This window comes from Pseudomonas sp. GW456-12-10-14-LB2, from assembly GCF_002884345.1.
Lineage (GTDB): Bacteria > Pseudomonadota > Gammaproteobacteria > Pseudomonadales > Pseudomonadaceae > Aquipseudomonas > Aquipseudomonas paraglycinae.
The window spans coordinates 1-256 of the sequence record NZ_POHV01000243.1 but is presented as its reverse complement, the minus strand read 5'-3'; the positions used below and the strand labels follow the sequence as shown (position 1 = coordinate 256).

Sequence of the window (256 nt, the reverse complement as noted above, 5' to 3'; positions counted from 1 at the left end):
CAACCTGACACTGCGTCCAGGAACTGTCACGGCTCTGGTCCGGCCGTCGGGGTCGGGCAAGTCGACCTTGGCGACGATGCTCGCTCGCTTTCGCGACCCGGATTCCGGGGTGGTGCGCATCGGTGGGGTCGACCTCAAGGACGTTGCCCAGAATGACCTCTACCGGTTGGTGTCCTTCGTCCTCCAGGATCCGTACATGCAGCGTCGGTCCATTCGTGACGTCATCACCTTGGCTCGTCCCGACGCCACCGACGAT

At 63.7% G+C, this 256-nt stretch carries 1 protein-coding gene; it reads left to right on the top strand.

Annotated elements, in window-relative coordinates; all coding sequences use genetic code 11:
- Positions 1–4: 4 nt before the first annotated feature.
- Positions 5–256 (top strand): ATP-binding cassette domain-containing protein (locus C1X29_RS28925; protein ID WP_306461043.1); only part of this gene is annotated, 252 nt, incomplete at its 3' end.